Source organism: Pseudomonas sp. B37(2017), from assembly GCF_002112885.1.
GTDB classification, from domain to species: domain Bacteria; phylum Pseudomonadota; class Gammaproteobacteria; order Pseudomonadales; family Pseudomonadaceae; genus Aquipseudomonas; species Aquipseudomonas paraglycinae.
This window is the reverse complement of the sequence record NZ_NEIX01000009.1, coordinates 133,896-150,473: the sequence shown is the minus strand read 5'-3', so window position 1 is coordinate 150,473 and position 16,578 is coordinate 133,896. Positions and strand designations below refer to the sequence as shown.

Below are 16,578 nucleotides of genomic sequence, written 5' to 3'. Positions count from 1 at the left end.
AAATGCCGGATGATTTGTAGTAAAACTACACGCCGCCGGAACAACCTGTCGGCAATCCAAGAATTTTAAATCGTCTGCCCACAAGGCCAGTCGCAAACTCAGGCAACCGATTCTGGAAGCCTTTCCGCCCTGGAGCAAGCCATGCAAGACCTCGATCCCGTCGAAACCCAGGAATGGCTGGACGCCCTGGAATCGGTTCTCGACAAAGAAGGCGAAGACCGTGCTCACTATCTGATGACCCGTATGGGTGAACTGGCGACCCGCAGCGGTTCGCAGCTCCCTTACGCCATCACCACGCCTTACCGCAACACGATCCCCGTTACCCACGAAGCACGCATGCCTGGCGACCTGTTCATGGAACGCCGCATTCGCTCGCTGGTACGCTGGAACGCGATGGCCATGGTAATGCGTACGAACCTGAAAGATTCTGACCTGGGTGGTCACATCTCCAGCTTCGCTTCCAGTGCGACCCTGTACGACATCGGCTTCAACTACTTCTTCCAGGCCCCGACCGACGAACACGGCGGCGACCTGATCTACTTCCAGGGCCACACCTCGCCAGGCGTTTACGCCCGTGCATTCATGGAAGGCCGCATCACCGAAGACCAGATGAACAACTTCCGCCAGGAAGTCGACGGTCAGGGCCTGTCGTCCTACCCGCACCCTTGGCTGATGCCTGACTTCTGGCAGTTCCCGACCGTTTCGATGGGTCTGGGCCCGATCCAGGCGATCTACCAGGCTCGCTTCATGAAGTACCTGGAACACCGCGGTTTCATCCAGCCAGGCAAACAGAAAGTCTGGTGCTTCCTGGGCGACGGCGAGTGTGACGAGCCGGAATCCCTGGGCGCCATCTCCCTGGCCGGCCGCGAGAAGCTGGACAACCTGATCTTCGTCATCAACTGCAACCTGCAGCGCCTCGACGGCCCGGTTCGCGGCAACGGCAAGATCATCCAGGAACTCGAAGGCGTGTTCCGCGGTGCTCAGTGGAACGTGACCAAAGTCATCTGGGGCCGTTTCTGGGACCCACTGCTGGCCAAGGACGTCGACGGCATCCTGCAACGTCGCATGGACGAAGTCATCGACGGCGAGTACCAGAACTACAAAGCCAAAGACGGCGCGTTCGTGCGTGAACACTTCTTCAACACGCCTGAACTCAAGGCGATGGTTGCTGATCTGTCCGACGACGAGATCTGGAAACTCAACCGTGGCGGCCACGACCCGTACAAGGTCTACGCGGCGTACCACGAAGCGGTCAACCACAAAGAACAACCGACCGTCATCCTGGCCAAGACCATCAAGGGTTACGGTACCGGTGCGGGCGAAGCGAAGAACACCGCGCACAACACCAAGAAAGTCGACGTCGACAGCCTGAAGCTGTTCCGCGACCGCTTCGACATCCCGGTGAAAGACGAAGAGCTGGAAAACCTGCCGTTCTTCAAGCCGGAGCCAAACAGCGCCGAAGCCCGTTACCTGGCCGAGCGTCGCTCTGCACTGGGCGGTTTCGTGCCTCAGCGTCGCGCACAGAGCTTCAGCGTACCGACTCCGGACCTGGACACCCTCAAGGCGATCCTCGACGGTTCCGGCGACCGTGAAATTTCCACCACCATGGCCTTCGTGCGGATCCTCGCGCAACTGGTCAAGGACAAGGAAATCGGCCCGCGCATCGTTCCGATCATCCCGGACGAAGCCCGTACCTTCGGTATGGAAGGCATGTTCCGTCAGCTGGGCATCTACTCGTCCGTCGGCCAGCTCTACGAGCCAGTCGATAAAGACCAGGTGATGTTCTACAAGGAAGACCAGAAAGGTCAGATCCTTGAAGAAGGCATCAACGAAGCAGGCGCCATGAGCTCCTTCATCGCTGCCGGTACTTCGTACTCCAGCCACAACCAGCCAATGCTGCCGTTCTACATCTTCTACTCGATGTTCGGCTTCCAGCGTATCGGCGATCTGGCCTGGGCCGCTGGCGACAGCCGCACCCGTGGCTTCCTGATCGGCGGCACCGCCGGCCGTACCACCCTGAACGGTGAAGGCCTGCAGCACGAAGACGGTCACAGCCACCTGCTGGCTGCCACCATCCCGAACTGCCGCACCTACGATCCGACCTACGGCTACGAGCTGGCGGTGATCATTCAGGACGGCATGAAAAAGATGACCGAAGAGCAACAGGACATCTTCTATTACATCACCGTGATGAACGAGTCCTACCAGCAGCCAGCCATGCCGGCCGGTGCCGAAGAAGGCATCAAGAAAGGCATGTACCTGCTGGAAGAAGACACCCGCGATGCGGCGCACCACGTACAGCTGATGGGCTCCGGCACCATCCTGCGTGAAGTCCGTGAAGCGGCGAAGATCCTGCGTGAAGAGTTCAACATCGGCGCCGATGTGTGGAGCGTCACCAGCTTCAACGAACTGCGTCGCGACGGCCTGGCCGTAGAGCGCAGCAACCGTCTGAAACCTGGCCAGAAGCCTCAGCGCAGCTACGTTGAAGAGTGCCTGAGCGGCCGTAAAGGTCCGGTCATCGCTTCTACCGACTACATGAAACTGTTCGCCGAGCAGATCCGTCAGTGGGTACCGTCCAAGGAATTCAAAGTCCTGGGCACCGACGGTTTCGGCCGCAGCGACAGCCGCAAGAAACTGCGTCATTTCTTCGAAGTCGACCGTCATTTCGTGGTGTTGGCAGCCCTGGAAGCACTGGCTGACCGTGGTGATATCGAACCTAAAGTCGTGGCCGAGGCCATTACCAAGTTCGGCATCGACCCGGAAAAACGCAACCCACTGGACTGCTGAGGAGAAACTCTGTGAGCGAACTCATTCGCGTACCTGACATCGGCAGCGGTGAAGGTGAAGTAATCGAACTGTTTGTGAAGGTCGGCGACCGTATCGAAGCCGACCAGAGCATCCTGACTCTGGAATCGGACAAGGCCAGCATGGAAGTGCCGGCCCCGAAAGCCGGCGTCATCAAGAGCCTGAAAGTGAAGCTGGGCGATCGCCTGAAAGAAGGCGACGAACTGCTGGAGCTGGAAGTCGAGGGCGCCGCGCAAGCGGCCCCTGCTCCGGCTGCTGCCCCTGCCGCCAAGGCCGAAGCTGCACCGGCTGCCGCTCCTGCACCGGCTGCACCAGCTGCTGCCCCTGCTGCCGCTTCGGTTCAGCAAGTGCACGTGCCGGACATCGGTTCGTCGGGCAAGGCCCAGATCATCGAGATCCAGGTCAAGGTCGGCGACACCGTCGAGGCTGATCAGTCGCTGATCACCCTGGAATCCGACAAGGCGAGCATGGAAATCCCGTCGCCTGCCGCTGGCGTGGTCAAGGCCATCAGCGTCAAGTTGAACGACGAAGTCGGCACGGGCGACCTGATCCTCGATCTGGAAGTGGCGGGTGCTGCGGCTCCTGCTGCGGCCGCTCCGGCCCAGGCTGCTGCTCCGGCCGCTGCCGCTGCACCAGCACCGGCCGCCGCGCCAGCTGCACCGGTTGCCGACAGCGTTCAGGACATCCACGTTCCGGACATCGGTTCGGCCGGCAAGGCCAAGATCATCGAAGTGCTGGTCAAGGCTGGCGACAGCGTTGAAGCCGACCAGTCGCTGATCACCCTGGAATCCGACAAGGCGAGCATGGAAATCCCGTCGCCTGCCGCTGGCGTGGTGGAAAGCGTTTCCATCAAGCTGGACGACGAAGTCGGCACCGGCGACCTGATCCTCAAGCTGAAAGTCAAAGGCGCCGCTCCGGCTGCTGCCCCGGCTCCAGCTGCCGCTGCTGCTCCGAGCGCTCCGGCACCAGCCGCTGCTGCTCCGGCTGCCGCTGCACCTGCTGCTGCCGCTCCAGTTGCTGCGCCAGCCAAGCCTGGTGCGAAAGTTCACGCCGGCCCTGCCGTGCGTCAACTGGCTCGCGAGTTCGGCGTCGAGCTGAGCGCTGTCGGCGCCAGCGGTCCGCACGGTCGCATCCTGAAAGAAGACGTGCAGGTTTACGTCAAAGCCATGATGCAGAAGGCCAAGGAAGCACCGGCCGCTGCTGCTGGCGCAACCGGTGGCGCGGGCATCCCGCCGATTCCGGTCGTCGACTTCAGCCGTTTCGGCGAAATCGAAGAAGTGCCGATGACCCGCCTGATGCAGGTCGGCGCCGCCAACCTGCACCGCAGCTGGCTGAACGTGCCGCACGTAACGCAATTCGACTCGGCGGATATCACCGAGCTGGAAGCGTTCCGCACCGCACAGAAAGCCGTCGCAGAGAAGGCCGGCGTGAAGCTGACCATCCTGCCGCTGCTGCTCAAGTCCTGCGCACACCTGCTCAAGGAACTGCCGGACTTCAACAGCTCGCTGGCACCAAGCGGCAAGGCGATCATCCGCAAGAAATACGTGAACATCGGCTTCGCCGTCGACACCCCGGATGGCCTGCTCGTACCGGTCATCAAGAACGTCGACCAGAAGAGCCTGCTGCAACTGGCCGCCGAGGCCGCTTCCCTGGCTGAAAAAGCCCGGACCAAGAAGCTCTCGTCGGACGAGATGCAAGGCGCCTGCTTCACCATTTCCAGCCTCGGCCACATTGGCGGTACCGGCTTCACGCCGATCGTCAACGCGCCGGAAGTGGCGATCCTCGGTGTTTCCAAGGCAACCATCCAGCCAGTCTGGGACGGCAAAGCCTTCCAGCCGAAACTGATGCTGCCTCTGTCGCTGTCCTACGATCACCGTGTGATCAACGGCGCCGCTGCTGCACGCTTCACCAAGCGTCTGAGCGACCTGCTGGCGGACATCCGCACCATCCTGCTGTAAAGCGCTCGGCCCTCCGGCAACGGAGGGCCGACCGTGTTCCACGTTTTCGAGCGCCACACGCTCGTACCTCAACCCCGTCAGTTTGGCGGGGCTTTTTTTTGCCTGAAATAACGTTCGCCTGCACTTTTCCCACAACTTGCGCTGATATAGGCCACGACTTTAGTCCACTTCAAATCGATATTTTTCAGCGACAGGCAACTAACCTTGGCGCATCAAAGTTGCACCGAAAAGCCAGGCAACTTTATCAATCACCAACACTTATTCGAATGGATTCGAACATGCTGAAACCTACTGTCGGCCCGATCGTTGGCCACACAACAACTAATCAGGCGCGAATTTTCATTCGTGGCGGACTGCAACATAACGCTGCCGTATTTGCCGGCATCCGTTACCGGATATTGGATTCGCAACAATGGCAGACGGGCCAGTTTGTAAAACTGGATTCAACCCGCGACATGACTGAAGTGCTGGTGCTCGATCATTTGCAAGCCGACACCGAGTACGAATACCAGACCGGCTGGTTCAGCCCGATGAGTCCCGTCCACACTATCCACAGCGTGGCGGAGCTGCCGCTGCAATGGCCACGGGATATCTATCGCCTGCGCACCCGCAGCAGCCAGCTTTTGCAGCCGCGCGCCTACATCCTTGGTTCCTGTCGCTACCTGCGCATGACCTCCGGCATCCCGGTGCTTCCGCATCTGGGCGACCGGATCTTCGCGTCCATCAGCCAACTGATCGAAGGCGCGCAACCGGCGATCAGCGCAATCATGATGTGTGGCGATCAGATCTACGCGGACGATCTGAACCTGTTCGCCCCGGACCGTGACTATGACGACTTCATTGCAAAGTACCGTGCGGCGTTTTCCCTGCCCAATATCCGACGACTGATGTCGGAGACTTCGACTTACATGATTCTTGATGATCATGAAATAGAAGATAACTGGCCAATGAACGCCCACGAGTCCGATGAAACACTGTTTAGCAATGCGATGAAGGCTTACGAACTCTATCAAGCCAGTCATAGCCCTGCTTATTCATCAACAACTAACGGCACAATCGACTGCACTTCACTGAAGCACTACTGGTATCAATTCAGCGACGGCGATATCGAATGGTTTGTGACGGACAGTCGAACTCGCCGCGACTTGTCGAACAACAACCGTCGCATCCTCGATGAACAACAGGAACAGGCCTTGTGCACGTGGCTGGTCGAAAGCACGGCACGGGTCAAGTTCGTGGTCACCAGCGTCATGTTCTACCCCGACCGCAAAATGAACGGCGATGATGCCTGGGCGGGCTTCCCCGAACAGCGCCTGCGCTTGCTGGAAACCATTCGCCAACATCGGCTCAGGAACGTCGTGTTCATTTCCGGCGATGTGCATGGTTCGCTGACCAGTCGCCTGAGCCACAGCGAAGACCCGGACTTTGAAGTACACACCGTCGTGTCTTCACCGCTGAGCAACAGCAAACTGCTGCCCTACGCCACCGCCGCGACCTTCACCCTCGACCAGCCGCTGGCGCAGACCGAGGCAGGCGAATACCGGCACGCGCTGACCAGCCAGGTCATCAGCCAGGACAACTTTGCGCACATGGTGGTCGAGGCCGGGCGGATCCAGGTCAACTATCACGACCGGGATGGCAGGCACCTGCAATCCATCGATATTCCGTTGCGATGAATCCAGCGGCACGACCGTTCCGGATGCCCGAAGGCTCTGGAACGGCCATCTCCACGGTTGATAGCATTAGTTTCCGGCAAGTGCTGGAGAAATGTTCACTGCAGCCGACATATTCTTATAGCACTTGGCCTTCATGTCTCTTGTCAGTCGGTGCCGCAATGATGCAACCTTGCCGCAGGCAACAGTAAAGAGGGCGAGAGCCCGGCGCGTTCAGCAAATTTCCAAGCGAGTTCCCTTCATGAAGAGCCAACCCGATGCCGCCAGCCGTATGGTGGCCGAGGTAGTGACGCAGTTGCCTGTGCCCTCGCGGCTCGGCATGCTGCGTTTCGAGCGCCTGAATGAAGCCAGCTGGGCGATGCTGTTTCTCGATCCCAACTGTGAACGCCAGTTCGGCCAGCCTGCCGTCGAACTCTGCGCTTTGGTCGGCTCGCCCTACGCCAGCCTGATGGAGCCCGAAGCGCGCTATCAGTTGCACGACGCGATCCAGCAACAACTCGGCGAAAGCCCGCATTATCTGGTGCGCTACACCCTGCACACCGCCGCCGGCGCGCTGAGCATTCTTGAACTCGGCGAAGCCTACAGACAGCACAACCGCCACTTGCTGCGCGGTTACCTGCTGGCGGTCGACAACGTGTTCGACGAAGCACCGACGCTGCCGTCAGTCGACCTGGAAACCCAGAATTCACGCCTGCAAATCGCCCTTGAGCTCAATCAGCGTGCCCAGCAGGAACAACTGCAGCATCTGGAGCGGGTGCGCGCCCAGCAGGACCTGATCCTGCTGCTGGCCCGCCAGCGCTACAGCAGCCAGAACTCCCTGCAAGAAGCCGCCGAACTGATTACCCGTTGCGCCTGCGATATCTATGAAATCGACTGCGCCAGCCTGTGGAATCTCGAAGGCCAGAAACTGGTGCCGATCTCGGCGTACCACCGCGCCACCCAGGAATACATCCTGCCGGACGTGATCGACGTCAGCGGCTTCCCCGATTACATGGAAGCCCTGCACGGCAGCCGCGCCATCGACGCGCACAATGCGATGCGCGACCCGCGTACCCGGGAAATGGCCGAAGCCCTGCGCCCGCGTGACGTCAACGCCATGCTCGACGCCAGCATCCGCGTCGACGGCCAGGTGGTCGGCGTGTTGTGTCTGGAGCAGACCGGCGTCACCCGCGCCTGGCAGTCCGACGAAATCGCCTTTGCCGGTGAACTCGCCGACCAGTTCGCCCAAGTCATCAACAATCACAACCGCCGCACTGCCACCAGCGCGCTGCACCTGTTCCAGCGCGCGGTCGAGCAGAGTGCCAACGCCTTTTTGCTGGTCAACTGCGACGGCGTGGTCGAGTACGTCAACCCGAGCTTCACCGCGATCACCCAGTACACCACCGAGGAAGTCCACGGCCAGCGCCTGTCGGAGTTGCCAGCCCTGGAAAACTTAAGCGAGCTGCTGTTCGACGCGCCCTCGGCGCTGGCCAAGAGCAACAGCTGGCAGGGCGAGTTCAAGAGCCGCCGCAAGAACCTCGAACCCTACTGGGGCCAACTGTCGATCTCCAAGGTCTACGGCGACAACCGTGAGCTGACGCATTACATCGGCATCTACGAAGACATCACCCAGACCAAGCTGGCGCAGCAGCGCATCGAGCGCCTGGCGTACACCGACAACCTGACCAACCTCGGCAACCGGCCTGCATTTATCCGCAACCTGGATGAACGCTTCGCCCGGGATAGCGATACCCCGATCAGCCTGCTGCTGGTGGACATCGACAACTTCAAGCGGATCAACGACAGCCTCGGCCACCAGACCGGCGACAAACTGTTGATCAGCCTGGCCCGGCGCCTGCGCAACAGCCTGAGCCCGAGCGGCAGCCTGGCGCGGTTCGCCAGTAATGAATTCGCGGTGTTGCTCGACAACACCGACCTTGAAGCCGGGCAGCAGATCGCCAGCCAGCTGCTGATGACCCTCGACAAACCGATGTTCGTCGACAACCAGTTGATCAGCGTCACCGGCTCCGTGGGCCTGGCCTGCGCGCCGCTGCACGGCCGCGACCCGCAGACCCTGATGCGCAACGCCGGTCTGGCCCTGCACAAGGCCAAGGCCAACGGCAAACATCAGGTCCAGGTGTTCACCGAAGCGCTGAACGCCGAGGCCAGCTACAAACTGTTCGTCGAGAACAACCTGCGCCGCGCCCTGACCCAGAACGAACTGGATGTGTTCTACCAGCCGAAGCTGTGCCTGCGCAGCGGTCGCCTGCTCGGCATGGAAGCATTGCTGCGCTGGAACCACCCGGAGCGCGGCATGATCCGCCCGGACCAATTCATCAGCGTCGCCGAGGAAACCGGCCTGATCATTCCGATCGGCAAGTGGATCGCCCGCCAGGCCTGCCGCATGAGCAAGGCGCTGACCGCCGCCGGCATGGGCAATCTGCAAGTGGCGATCAACCTGTCGCCCAAGCAGTTCTCCGACCCGGATCTGGTGGCCTCGATCGCCAACATCCTCAAGGAAGAAGCGCTGCCGGCCAATCTGCTGGAGCTGGAACTGACCGAAGGCCTGCTGCTGGAAGCCACTGAAGACACCCACTTGCAGCTCGACCAGCTCAAGCGTCTGGGCCTGACCCTGGCGATGGACGACTTCGGCACCGGTTACTCGTCGCTCAGTTACCTGAAGAAATTCCCGATCGACATCATCAAGATCGATCGCAGCTTCATCCATGAAATCCCGGACAACCAGGACGACATGGAAATCACCTCCGCCGTGATCGCCATGGCCCACAACCTGAAACTCAAGGTCGTGGCCGAAGGCATCGAGACCGCCGAGCAGCTGGCGTTCCTGCGCCGACACCGCTGCGACGTCGGCCAGGGCTACCTGTTCGACCGGCCGATTCCGGGCGGCGAGCTGATCCAGGCGCTCAAGCGCTACCCGCGCGGCCCGCTCTGCCTGTAAACCCCAAGACAGTACCCGCACATTTTGCCTAGTGATTAACCGGGCATCATTGGGCACACTGGCGGTCAGACTTTTTACATCCCATCCTGACTGAGAGGAACGATCATGGTTCTGCGCTCGGAAATTCTGGTGAACAAAAACGTGCTACCGACAAAAGAACAAGCTCTGCCTGGCCGCGAAACCGCAATGACCCTGCCTGAAAAGCACTTCGTGTTCGAAGACACGCCGCTGCTCGGCCCGTTTTTCGAAGACGTCGATTTCGCGATCTTCGGCCTGGGCTGCTTCTGGGGGGCAGAACGCCGCTTCTGGCAGCGCGAAGGCGTGGTCAGCACCGTGGTCGGCTACGCTGGCGGTTACACGCCGAACCCGACCTACGAAGAAGTCTGCTCGGGCCTGACCGGCCACGCTGAAGTGGTGCTGGTGGTGTATGACAAGGCCAAGGTCAGCTACGAAGAGCTGCTGGCGATGTTCTGGGAACTGCACAACCCGACGCAGGGCATGCGCCAGGGCAATGACATCGGCACTCAGTACCGCTCGGTGATTTACGCGACCCATCCGGAGCAACTGGATGCGGCGCTGAAGAGCAAGGCTGTCTATCAGGCTGAGCTGTCGAAGGCGGGTCTGGGTGAAATCAGTACCGAAATCGAACAGGCACCGACCGTTTACTTCGCCGAGACTTATCACCAGCAGTATCTGGCGAAAAATCCGGAAGGCTACTGCGGGATTGGCGGCACGGGTGTTTGCATGCCACCGAGTCTGGCGGGTAACTGACCGCGTCGTCTGACCGCGACCACTGATCGTTCCCACGCTCCGCGTGGGAACGATCACTCAGTGATCAGCTCTCGGCGATCAACCAATCCATCTGCCATCCACCCTGGGTCTGACCCAACTTCTTGGACAGCCACGGCAGCAGCTCACGCAATTCTTCCTCCAGCCCCCACGGCGGATTGGCAATCGCCAGGCCCGAGCCGTTCAGGCTGTTCGGCGTGTCCAGCGGATGCACCAGCAGCTCGACCCGCAGCAACTTCGGCGCACCGGTGCCGGCCAGATCCTGATAGAAACGACGCAGCGCACGCTGATCCTTCACCGGATACCAGATCGCCGCCACGGTCTGACGCATCCGGCCGATGGCCTCTTTCATCGACGCCGCACAGCGCTGCATTTCATCGAGCTGTTCGAACGGCGGATCAATCAGCATCACCGCGCGTTTCTCCTGCACCGGCAACATCGCACGGGCCACATGCCAGCCCTCGCCCAGATGCACTTTCACCCGACGATCACCGGCCATGTTGTCCTTGAGCAGGACGCCGTCTTCGGGGTGCTTTTCGTTGAGCATCACCCGATCCTGCGGTCGGGTCAGACGCCGCGCCAGCTCGGGCGACCCCGGGTAATAGCGCAACTGGCCATCCGGGTTCATCTCGTGCAGCACTTTCATATAGTCCGCGGTCAGCGCCGGCAGATCCGGCTGATCCCACAAGCGCGCGATGCCTTCCAGGTACTCGCCGGTACGATTCGCCTGATCGCCCTGCAGGTCATACAGACCGATGCCGGCGTGGCTGTCGAGATAGGCAAACGGCTGCTCCTTGCGCGACATCAGGGCGATGAGGCGGGTCAAGGTCAGGTGTTTGAACACATCGGCGTGATTGCCGGCATGGAAGGCGTGACGATAATTCATGGCTGCTCCTGCGAGGGCCGTGAAGTTTACCTTTTACCGGGCGGCAAGTCAGGGGCTCGCAGCTGAGTGGCGTGCCGCTGCACTAATGATCGTTCCCACGCTCTGCGTGGGAATGCAGCCCGTGACGCTCCGCGTCGCATGGGGTATCAGCCACAATTGCGGTGGACGCCTGGAACGCGGAGCGTGCCTGGAGGCATTCCCACGCAGACGATTCGACGCCTCGACGTGGGAACGATCGAGTCAGGACGGTATGGCGTGTAGGCGCTTGCCAATCACATCCAAGACATCACAGCCGTCGCGCAACGGAATCACGCAGAGTTGGGCGAAGTCGCTCAGGATGACCGAGTCGCACTCGACCGAGCCGCGCATGCACATGTTTTCCAGGACCTGGATTACCGCGCGGATGCGGTAGTTGGCTGCATCCATCAGGATGTCGAGCGGGGCATGGGTGTCGATGAACAACGTGGGCATATCGTTGCAGTTGCTGGTCAGCGCCATGAGGCGGTTGTTGGGGTGAGGGATGAATGGTTCGTAGGGTGGATCTGGATGAAGCGTGCTCATTGTTTAATCCTCTGGTAGTGAAAGAGGCGCACACCGTTTCCCTCCTACAGGATTGGGTGGCAGCCATGCGCGGGGTAGGAGGACTGAGACCAGAGCACTCAGCCACGCCGAAGCGTGCCCGCGCATAACCGCCGCAAAGGATCTTACGGTCGAGCGAAGACTGCCGCAAATCGGGCAACGACGCTTATGCACTGCTCTGAAATCAGGGCTCCTACGCCCTGTCTCCACACTTGCAGAGACAGCCAAAGACTATCCCCGCACCACCGCGCCCACCAGTTCACGCAAACCGCCGCAACTCGCAGGAAACGTCCGAAGCCTTTGCCCGGAAATTTCACTCTGACTCGTCCCGCAAGTAGTCCAGCAACGCCGAAGCCGACGATTCGTCCGACGCCGAAACCTCAAAAAACCTGACAACCTTGCAGCGCAAGACATCGGCGGGAAATGCCTCGAACGACGCCGGCTGCTCCTCGCTCAACCACTGCAAGGCGTTGTTGATCCGGGCATCACCGCCGAATTGCGCAAGCAGCTTTTGCGGCACCGACCACCAAGGAAACTCCCGCCCCGAGCCCCTCGCCCTGCCCCCGATCTCGACGACCTGACCGTTGATCAATCCTCGCGTGAGGACCGGCAGCAATTGGCCGGCATCCACTTCGAACGACTCAAGGATCGGCAACAAAAACCGCCCATCCCAAAACCGGAAGAACACCGCTTTCCCGTCCGGCATCAGCACCTGGGTCAAACTGCGAAAGTGCTCGACCACCGCCTCAAACCCTGCCGAAGAAACCGCCAGCCAACCCCAGTCACGAGACTCCGTGGTCGCCACCCAATCCAGAAACTCACTGCCTACGTCGACGATTCCCACGTAGGGCATCACCGCATCCCACTCGGCATAGATCGTTTCCGCCCAGACCGGTTTCGGCATCTGCGCTTTCAGCGGCCAAGCCTTCAGCGGATCCACCGCACTGGCGCTACTGAAAATCGCGAACACCTGCTCCGACGGCTTCAGCGGCACATCCTTCAACCATTGATCAGGCTGCACAGACACCGTCCTTGCAGCGCTCGCATTCTTCGCAGAACGGTGCGTCTCCTTTAAGGCTCATGATTTGCGCGGCAGTCAGAATCGCAGCCGGTGCTGCCACCAGTTTTTCCGGCAACCCCGGCACTGTCGGTGCCGCGCTCATCGCCGCCATCGGCGCACCACCCACCACAATCGGCACGCTGCTGAAGATCCCGCTGGGGCCGATGTTGATCCACTGCCCGCCGGCCTGGATCGTCGCGCTCGCCCCGCCGTCGATCACCACCTGCTGGCCGGCGCTGACGTGAAATTGCGCATTGGCGCTGAACGTCTGGTTGTTCACGCGGATATTACGGTCGCCGGTCACAGTGAGGTGGTCGTCCTGCTTCACTTCGGTCTGACGCTGACCGTGGGTGATGCGCTGCTCGTCGGCTTTCAGCTCATGCTTGGCGAGACCGGTAACGACAACGCTGCGCTGGTTATCCACCTGCACCTGCTGGTCATTCAACACATGTTGCGTCCAGTTTCGCTGGGCGCGCAGGTAGATTTCCTCGGCGCCCTTGCGATCCTCGATGCGCAATTCGTTGTAACCGCCACCGCCCGGACTACTCTGGCTACGAAAAACACTGCGGGTCTTGTCGGCCGGCAGATCCAGCGGCACCGGCGTGGCGGCGTTCGGCAGGCACCCCATGACCAGAGGCTTGTCGGCATCCGAATCGATAAACCCCACCAGCACTTCCATGCCGACCCGTGGTATCAGCACGCTGCCATAACGGTCATGGGCCCAACCGCTTGCGACCCGCAACCAACAACTGGAATGCTCGTTGAGTTCGCCGTCGCGGTCCCAGGCCAGTTGCACCTTGACCCGGCCGTACTCGTCGCAATGGATTTCACTGTCTTGCGGGCCGGTGACTACGGCTGGCTGATAGCCAAGCATCCGTGGTTTTTCCGGGCCCATCGGCGGGCGGAAAAAAACGTCCCACGGCGTGGCAAGAAAGGTATTACGGTAACCCTGGAATTCATCACCGTCGCTGGTCACCGATTCCTCCAGCACTTGCGGCTGTCGGCCATGGTGCTCGAGAGAGGTCAGCAGCCAGAGGTCATTCAAATCCTGGCGCGGATGCTCGGCCAGTTGCAGGAAATGTCCGCTGACCAAAGCAGATTGATCGCTGCGCCCCTCGGCCTGACGGTAGTCGGCGACATGCCGCTCAAGGGTGCGCTGGGCCAGTTGCTTGCCGGTTTCGCGCTCGGTGAACTGGCCGGGAAAGTGGTAATCCTCCAGCACCGGGCGCTGTTCGCTTTCGGCGCGACTTTGCAGCGCCAGCCGGGGTTTGCTGAAGTCGTAATCACGTCGGGTGACCACGCTGGTGCGGGTTTCCACCCGAACGGTGAAGCGCTTGATCGCCGGTGCCGCCGCAGCCATGCCGCTGCCCGGCAGGTACAGCGTCGGCTCGGCCAGACGCGGGAACACCGTTTGATCGTCACCGAACACCAACAGATGCCCGTCCGAGCTGTGCTGAAAGTGGAAGTGAATGCCGACTTCGGCACACAGCCGCTGGATGAACGCCAGATCGCTCTCGGCGTACTGCACGCAGTATTCACGCGGCGGGTAATCGCTGCCGAGGCGAAATTCGAAGGCGTCGCGCAGGATCGCGTGATCCTTGAGGATCTGCGTCACGATCTGCGGAACGCTTTGGTGCTGGAAAATTCGCTGGTTGATCCGATGACCAAGGTAGGCCAGACGCGGAACGAGGCTGACGTGATAGCGAGTCAGACGCTTGCCGGAATCCCCCTGCCCGACCCGATAGATCTGACCGTGGATACCGGAACCGTCTTCATCAAAACTCAGAAACGCCTGACAGTGCAGCAGGCTTTCAAGATCCAGATCCGGCCGTTCACTGACCAGCTCCAGGTCAAAGCGAAAGGGTTGGCTGATGGCTTCCTTGCCCGTGAACTCAAGGACTTTGAGGTCAAACTGGGCGCCTTCGACGGTCAACGTGAAACGCGGTTGATTGGCAGGCGCGAACATCCGATGTCTCTCTGCAGATTGAGGGCGGGCGATTCTGCATGAGGGGCAAGGGGTGCAGGTTGGGTGACTGAAAAATCAGATTTCCCCTACTTGAAACTACGATCTCCCCTTCAAAAATCAGCGCATTCGACTACAGACTTTGCCTTCAGATAAATCGCAGGCAATAAAAAACGGCCCGCTTCCGGGTAGGAAACGGGCCGTTTTCTTGTGAGCCTCAGCTCATTTCCATCACTTGTTCAGATGGAAATCTTTCTCGGCCGCTTCAAAACGCTGAACCATGCCGGCGCTCGGCTGGCCCATCAGGCTGACGAAGTAGATCGCCAGGCTGGCGAAGATGAAGCCCGGGATGATTTCGTACAGACCCAGCAGCTCGAAGTGCTTCCACACGATCACGGTGATCGCGCCGACCAGAATGCCGGCCAGTGCGCCGTCACGGGTCATCTTCTTCCAGATCACCGAGATCAGCACGACCGGACCGAAGGCTGCACCGAAGCCGGCCCAGGCGTAGGACACCAGACCCAGCACGCGGTTGTCCGGGTTGGCAGCCATCGCGATGGCGATCAGTGCAACCAGCAGCACCATGGCGCGACCGACCCACACCAGCTCGACTTGCGAGGCGGATTTACGCAGGAAAGTCTTGTAGAAGTCTTCGGTCAGGGCGCTCGAGCACACCAGCAACTGGCAGCTCAGGGTGCTCATTACCGCCGCCAGAATGGCCGACAGCAGCACACCGGCGATCCACGGGTTGAACAGCAACTTGGCCAGTTCGATGAACACACGCTCGTGGTTCTCGGTCACTGGACCTGCGACTTCCGGGTGCGCCGAGAAGTAAGCGATACCGAAGAAGCCCACGGCCACGGTGCCGCCCAGGCACAGGATCATCCAGGTCATGGAGATGCGACGGGCGTTGGCGATGGATTTCACCGAGTCGGCGGCCATGAAGCGCGCCAGGATGTGCGGCTGGCCGAAGTAGCCCAGGCCCCAGCCCATCAGCGAGATGATGCCGATGAAGGTGGTGTTTTTCAGCATGTCGAAGTTGCCTGGATCTTGCGCTTCGATGGCCAGGAACGTGGTATCGACGCCGCCGGTGGCCAGCAGCACGATGATCGGCGTCAGCAGCAGGGCGAAGATCATCAGGGTGGCTTGTACGGTGTCGGTCCAGCTCACCGCGAGGAAACCGCCGACGAAGGTGTAGGCAATTGTCGCCGCAGCACCGGCCCACAGCGCTGTCTCGTAGGACATGCCGAAGGTGCTTTCGAACAAACGGGCACCGGCAACGATGCCGGAAGCGCAGTAGATGGTGAAGAACACCAGAATTACTACCGCCGAAATGATGCGCAGCAGACCGCTTTTGTCTTCGAAACGGCTGGCGAAGTAGTCCGGCAGGGTCAGCGCATCACCGTTGTGTTCGGTTTGAACACGCAGACGACCGGCGACGAACAGCCAGTTCAGGTAGGCACCGACGATCAGGCCGATGGCGATCCAGCTTTCGGACAGGCCGGACATGTAGATGGCGCCCGGCAGGCCCATCAGCAACCAGCCGCTCATGTCGGAGGCGCCGGCGGACAATGCGGTCACCACGCTGCCCAGGCTGCGGCCGCCCAGAATATAGTCGGAAAGGTTGTTGGTGGAGCGATAGGCCATGAAGCCGATCAGCACCATTGCTGCGATGTAGATCACGAACGTGATCAGGGTTGGATTGCTTGCGCTCATTACGTACGTGCCCTGGCTTTGTTTTTATGTAGCGGCGGCGGTTGCACCATTTGCAGACCGAGGTCTGACAGACGATTCGCACGGCCGCGCATTTATGACCAATGTTTCCCCAGGAAAGCCATTGGCCGGTACACCGGGTTTTCCCCGGTTGCACCTTGGGCGCGAATCCTATTCAACAAACTAAAACAGGTGCAACCAGTTTCTTGAGAAT

The 16,578-nt window shown here is 60.5% G+C and carries 10 protein-coding genes; 5 read left to right on the top strand and 5 right to left on the bottom strand.

Features of this window, described 5'->3' with window-relative positions:
- Positions 1 to 141: 141 nt before the first annotated feature.
- From aceE to msrA, 5 genes are all read left to right on the top strand, one after another.
- On the top strand, positions 142 to 2,787 hold the full coding sequence (gene aceE / locus CAF90_RS21815) for a pyruvate dehydrogenase (acetyl-transferring), homodimeric type (protein WP_007952295.1): 2,646 nt from the start codon (positions 142 to 144) through the stop codon (positions 2,785 to 2,787).
- A gap of 11 nt (positions 2,788 to 2,798) precedes the next feature.
- A complete protein-coding gene (gene aceF / locus CAF90_RS21810) occupies positions 2,799 to 4,763 on the top strand; it encodes a dihydrolipoyllysine-residue acetyltransferase (RefSeq protein WP_085608458.1) in 1,965 nt (654 codons plus the stop codon).
- Positions 4,764 to 5,041: 278 nt separating this feature from the next.
- Positions 5,042 to 6,439, top strand: coding sequence for an alkaline phosphatase D family protein (locus CAF90_RS21805; protein ID WP_085608457.1), 1,398 nt, complete (start codon positions 5,042 to 5,044; stop codon positions 6,437 to 6,439).
- Positions 6,440 to 6,677: 238 nt separating this feature from the next.
- On the top strand, positions 6,678 to 9,374 hold the full coding sequence (locus tag CAF90_RS21800; RefSeq protein WP_085608456.1) for a bifunctional diguanylate cyclase/phosphodiesterase: 2,697 nt from the start codon (positions 6,678 to 6,680) through the stop codon (positions 9,372 to 9,374).
- Between the two features lie 105 nt (positions 9,375 to 9,479).
- A complete protein-coding gene (gene msrA, locus CAF90_RS21795) occupies positions 9,480 to 10,145 on the top strand; it encodes a peptide-methionine (S)-S-oxide reductase MsrA (RefSeq protein WP_007952303.1) in 666 nt (221 codons plus the stop codon).
- A 64-nt stretch (positions 10,146 to 10,209) separates the two neighbouring features.
- Here the strand turns inward: msrA and CAF90_RS21790 are convergent, their stop codons facing one another.
- From CAF90_RS21790 to putP, 5 genes are all read right to left on the bottom strand, one after another.
- Entirely contained in the window at positions 10,210 to 11,049 is an 840-nt protein-coding gene (locus tag CAF90_RS21790) for a 23S rRNA (adenine(2030)-N(6))-methyltransferase RlmJ (RefSeq protein WP_007952304.1), read from the bottom strand.
- Positions 11,050 to 11,289: 240 nt separating this feature from the next.
- Positions 11,290 to 11,610 (bottom strand): hypothetical protein, encoded by a 321-nt coding sequence (locus tag CAF90_RS21785; RefSeq protein WP_085608455.1) that lies wholly within the window; start codon positions 11,608 to 11,610, stop codon positions 11,290 to 11,292.
- A gap of 331 nt (positions 11,611 to 11,941) precedes the next feature.
- Positions 11,942 to 12,649: a DUF4123 domain-containing protein gene (locus CAF90_RS21780; protein ID WP_085608454.1), complete on the bottom strand. Its 708-nt coding sequence runs from the start codon at positions 12,647 to 12,649 to the stop codon at positions 11,942 to 11,944.
- Positions 12,639 to 14,654, bottom strand: a complete 2,016-nt coding sequence (locus tag CAF90_RS21775) for a type VI secretion system tip protein VgrG (protein WP_085608453.1) — start codon at positions 14,652 to 14,654, stop codon at positions 12,639 to 12,641. The genes CAF90_RS21780 and CAF90_RS21775 overlap by 11 nt, the downstream gene beginning before the upstream one ends.
- 228 nt (positions 14,655 to 14,882) lie before the next feature.
- On the bottom strand, positions 14,883 to 16,367 hold the full coding sequence (gene putP / locus CAF90_RS21770; RefSeq protein WP_085608452.1) for a sodium/proline symporter PutP: 1,485 nt from the start codon (positions 16,365 to 16,367) through the stop codon (positions 14,883 to 14,885).
- Positions 16,368 to 16,578: the final 211 nt, after the last annotated feature.

Bases quoted from the DNA above. Each gene is read 5' to 3' on its own strand.
- aceE (WP_007952295.1), top strand. From the start codon at position 142: ATGCAAGACCTCGATCCCGTCGAAACCCAGGAATGGCTGGACGCCCTG.
- CAF90_RS21805 (WP_085608457.1), top strand. From the start codon at position 5,042: ATGCTGAAACCTACTGTCGGCCCGATCGTTGGCCACACAACAACTAAT.
- CAF90_RS21800 (WP_085608456.1), top strand. From the start codon at position 6,678: ATGAAGAGCCAACCCGATGCCGCCAGCCGTATGGTGGCCGAGGTAGTG.
- msrA (WP_007952303.1), top strand. From the start codon at position 9,480: ATGGTTCTGCGCTCGGAAATTCTGGTGAACAAAAACGTGCTACCGACA.
- CAF90_RS21790 (WP_007952304.1), bottom strand. From the start codon at position 11,049: ATGAATTATCGTCACGCCTTCCATGCCGGCAATCACGCCGATGTGTTC.
- CAF90_RS21785 (WP_085608455.1), bottom strand. From the start codon at position 11,610: ATGAGCACGCTTCATCCAGATCCACCCTACGAACCATTCATCCCTCAC.
- CAF90_RS21775 (WP_085608453.1), bottom strand. From the start codon at position 14,654: ATGTTCGCGCCTGCCAATCAACCGCGTTTCACGTTGACCGTCGAAGGC.
- putP (WP_085608452.1), bottom strand. From the start codon at position 16,367: ATGAGCGCAAGCAATCCAACCCTGATCACGTTCGTGATCTACATCGCA.